General features: G+C 34.8%; 6 protein-coding genes. All 6 read left to right on the top strand.

Annotated elements, in window-relative coordinates:
• Positions 1 to 194: 194 nt before the first annotated feature.
• The 6 genes from AB1349_13175 (at position 195) to AB1349_13150 (ending at position 3,976) form a co-directional block, all read left to right on the top strand.
• The gene (locus AB1349_13175) at positions 195 to 803 is read left to right on the top strand and encodes a hypothetical protein (protein ID MEW6558275.1); all 609 of its coding nucleotides are present in this window, start codon (positions 195 to 197) and stop codon (positions 801 to 803) included.
• A gap of 409 nt (positions 804 to 1,212) precedes the next feature.
• Positions 1,213 to 1,413 (top strand): hypothetical protein, encoded by a 201-nt coding sequence (locus AB1349_13170; GenBank protein ID MEW6558274.1) that lies wholly within the window; start codon positions 1,213 to 1,215, stop codon positions 1,411 to 1,413.
• A gap of 17 nt (positions 1,414 to 1,430) precedes the next feature.
• Entirely contained in the window at positions 1,431 to 1,886 is a 456-nt protein-coding gene (locus tag AB1349_13165; GenBank protein ID MEW6558273.1) for a hypothetical protein, read from the top strand.
• Positions 1,887 to 2,151: 265 nt separating this feature from the next.
• Positions 2,152 to 3,249 (top strand): site-specific DNA-methyltransferase, encoded by a 1,098-nt coding sequence (locus tag AB1349_13160; GenBank protein ID MEW6558272.1) that lies wholly within the window; start codon positions 2,152 to 2,154, stop codon positions 3,247 to 3,249.
• The gene (locus tag AB1349_13155; GenBank protein MEW6558271.1) at positions 3,237 to 3,467 is read left to right on the top strand and encodes a hypothetical protein; all 231 of its coding nucleotides are present in this window, start codon (positions 3,237 to 3,239) and stop codon (positions 3,465 to 3,467) included. The genes AB1349_13160 and AB1349_13155 overlap by 13 nt, the downstream gene beginning before the upstream one ends.
• A gap of 197 nt (positions 3,468 to 3,664) precedes the next feature.
• Positions 3,665 to 3,976, top strand: coding sequence for a hypothetical protein (locus AB1349_13150; protein MEW6558270.1), 312 nt, complete (start codon positions 3,665 to 3,667; stop codon positions 3,974 to 3,976).
• Positions 3,977 to 4,072: the final 96 nt, after the last annotated feature.

The following is a 4,072-nucleotide window of genomic DNA, read 5'->3' as shown; positions in this document are numbered from 1 at the left end:
TAACCTCCTCGGAAATTTTTTGACATTTAAATTATATCATAATTTCCGAGGATACTCAAGAAATAATCAGACTGGAAATCACTATTTTTTGTTGGAATAAATAATTTTTCACCAGTAACTATTATAGCAAAAATCAGAAACAAAAAGCAACTTTTTTGTTGACTTTTTTAGTTATTATAATCTATAATAATAATATGAAAAAGAGTTTTTTTGTTCTGCTCCTTTTGCCTTACCTCCTTTGTTGCCGCCAGGCGGAAAAAGTTTCAGAGCAGAAGTTCGTTGCTCTTTTGAGCAGTAATTATCTCATCAACGAAGATATTGCTAAATTGCGAAAAGAAATAAAGAAGATAAAAATTTTTACTTATGCCACCATAGAACAAGAATACAATGCTCTGATGCTGCGGGAAAGAGGTCTGGAGGGAGAAATAGAAAAAATAAAAGTAAACCGAGTTTCTTTTGGTGAAGTCTTACAAATTCTCAAAAATAGTTTATCTGCCAATCTTGACCTTTTGGCTTCGGAGAAGGAATATTTACGTTGGCTTTCAGACTATCGTTATTATTCAGGCAAGGCCACTGAAAAACAGAGACTGATTAAGAAAAATAGTTTTTTAGCGAGAAGATATGCGTCCAGCATCAAAGCTGCCCAAGCCAAAGCGACTGAAGCAAAACAGAAGATGGAAATAGTGAAAATCAAATGTAATCAAAATTCACAAAAAGCCACGCAACTCCTAAAAGAATTAAATATACAAATTAGGATGAAAAATCTATTGTCCTATACCAACAGTGAAGAAATTTTTCAGTGAAATTCCCAGGGAAAGATAAATAGTCTTTGATTCAAAGCGAGATGGAAATTGGGGAATATATCTCCTTCATTTAGACCACCTCATCACTGAAGAGGAGATAAGCGAAAAAACGGTGTTGATACGGTGATATGCTGCTATGTATCACCAATCGTCAATGGGTTAGGGTAAAGAAGCCCGTATCGTCAATCTTGAGAAAGTTTGCACAGTTTTTTGGGTTTACATAGTTTCTTGGGTTAAAAAACTCAAGAAACTCAATGAACTCAATAAACCCAATAAACTTATTGACCGAAATGGGTATCATAACCGTAGCCCTTAACCGTTACCTTTTCATGCGAAACGGGCCTTGTTACTGTAACCATAACCCATTTTTACACCGACCAACGAAAAACAAAAGTATGGAGGCTTTAAGATGTTACGGCTTCTAAAAAAGAAGAAACTTGCCCGCCGTCAGTTTGGCGGAAAGGAAAAAAGACGCGGTGAGCGTCGTCAGAGGAAACCCCCCTCAGAGACTGCTGAACTCTGGGAAGAACTTGACAGACTTTCCCAGTTGGGAATGCCCAATGTCCGCAGCGGGAGAGATAGAAGAAAGCCAGAGTCAAAGAAGAATTAAATATAGGGTGGTAAAAAGTGGGAGGTAATAGAGGCAAACCGTCAAAACGCTCAAAACGTAGTTTGGTAAAGCGTTTTTCAAATAAACTGCTAAGATCATTCAGAATTTTACTAAAAGATGGGTTTTTATCATTCGCCAATCTGGTCTTTGTTTTTGCCAATCTCGTGTTGGGTTATTTTATTCTGCGTACCGCCGTTGTACAATTTAGAGAAACAAGAAAATATCAGGAGTGGCTAAGAAAAGAACAATCTCCGAGTCCCGATTTATCATTGGAAGTAACAAAAATTGATACTGTTCCACCTGATAGCGTAAGCATTCATTTTTCGCTTACAAATAGAGGGGACACAATTGCTAAAGAAGTTCAAGCACGCTTCGTAATGGATACTATAGATTGGAAGTATAAATTTGACGGTGTACCTGTAACTCAATATGATGCTGGCGGTTTGTCTGGGCACGAAATTGAGCATCTGTGATTATCAAGAAGTCGTTTATTGGGGAAAAAACGAATATTCGGTTAAGTTGCCATGGGTTTTAAGAATGAAAATACCTATTGGAACGCCAAAGTATATCCAAATTGGATATTTAATCGACTCAGATAGAGCACAGTTTACAAAATCATTTACATTCATTAATCCCTTCTTCCCTTATAAATAGGAGCGTGATACCAATTAGGTGACTTACGTAAAATTTTTGAAGTTTTGAGAGTCAAAATCTTTATTCTGAGTACAAGTGAAAAAAATGAAACGAGAGAAAAAACTAAGAGTTAATAGATTTAGAGTGGCAGAATCTAGAGTGCAATATTTTGCTCAAGATACTAAATCTCTTGAGAATTGCTTGGATAACATAATAGAGGGAGATAGTCTAACTGTATTAAGATCAATTCCTGACAATGCAATAAATTTAGTAATTACTTCTCCACCTTATTTCAAGCAAAGGGACTACGGGAAAGGTATTGGAAATGAAAAGAATGTTGAGGAGTATATAGAAAATTTACTTAAAGTTTTTTTTGAATGCATTAGGGTTTTGACGGATGATGGAAATATCATATTTAATTTAGGAGATAAATATCTGGGAGGCAGTCTACAACTGATCCCCTACCGGTTTGCTATAGAGGTGCTAAAGAATTTTCCTGTAAAGCTCGTAAACAATATTACCTGGGTAAAACTCAATCCTACGCCAAGACAATATCAGAAGAGACTTGTTAGCAGCACAGAGCCTTTTTTCCATTTCGTAAAAAGTGATAACTATTATTATGATTTTGGCGATTATATGAACAACAATGGGAGGAAAAACAAACGGACTAACGGTAATAAGATTGGAGAAAAATACTTTAAACTTATTGAAAATTCCAACCTTAGTTTGGAACAAAAGAAAACGGCATTTTGTGAATTATGGGAAGTAATAAAAGAAGTTAAAACTGGAAAGTTTGAGAGCTTCAGAATGAAGATAAAAGGGATACATTCTGAATCATTTGGCGGACAGGACGGTGGAAGAAAATATCAGCTTATGAAAAAAGGCTTTACAATTATAAAGATTAAAGGAGAGCCAATAAAAAAGGATATAATAGAATGTGCAGTTGAAACAATAAAAGGTTGTAAGCATCCAGCCATTTATCCATTATTTATAATAAAAGAGATAATAAAACTGCTTTCCAGACCTAATGATATTGTTCTTGATCCCTTTGTCGGAAGCGGAACTACGGCAGTTGCGGCGAAAGAACTAAATAGAAGATATATCGGGATAGAAATAAACGATGAGTATTGCAGGTATGCAAGGGAAAGGCTCAAGAATATTGGAGTCGGGAAACCATTGGAGCTTTTTGTATGGCAAAAGTAATTAAATACAAAGATAAACCACACACAGAAATACTACACGAAATTTATCAAAAGGCATTATCTATCTTTAATGAAGGAACTTTGCTTGAACTCAGACAAAGATTGGATGAACCTGAAAAATCAAATCTACAAATTATTATAGATAACTGCGAAAAGGGAAAAGGAGTTTTAACAGTTCTTATTCCGAAATTTACTTATTATTTTTGTTTACAAAACTAATTGAATATCGTGAACAGAAAGAAATTGAGTTGGCTAAACCTACAAATCTTCCAATATCTATAATCATTAATTATTTAAAACAACATTTTGAATTTAGGTATTCATCTCGTGGAGCCTCTAGATTGCCTACATTGGCTATTTATGCTATTTATCAATGTATGATAAAAGAATTAAAATGATTTAATGGAAAACTATTGATGCCTTTAGAGGAACACACATCTTCTGATAAAAGCTCAGGGATGGTGGGTGATGTTGAAGTCAGAGACGCAGATGGTAGAGTTTTTGAAGTAGTAGAAATTAAGCATGGAATTCCAATAAATACTCAGTTAGTCAAAGATACTTATGAAAAGTTTAAGTCTCATCCAATACAGAGATATTATTTGCTGACTACAGCGGATAAATATTTAACAGATAATGAAAATATTTTGAAAGAGATTTCCAGAATATTGAAAATTCACGGCTGTCAAGTGATTATTAAGGGGCTTCACCGATTTCGGTGCAAATTTTAAAGGAAGACGCTGAAATATCAATATGTTTGTTAGCTTTTCCGATTTCGGTGCAAACTGGGCAAATGCAGATCTTAGGAACTTGTGATTTAACAACCC

The organism is Elusimicrobiota bacterium (genome assembly GCA_040757695.1).
Lineage (GTDB): Bacteria > Elusimicrobiota > UBA8919 > UBA8919 > UBA8919 > JBFLWK01.
This window is presented reverse-complemented; position numbering and strand designations above follow the sequence as displayed.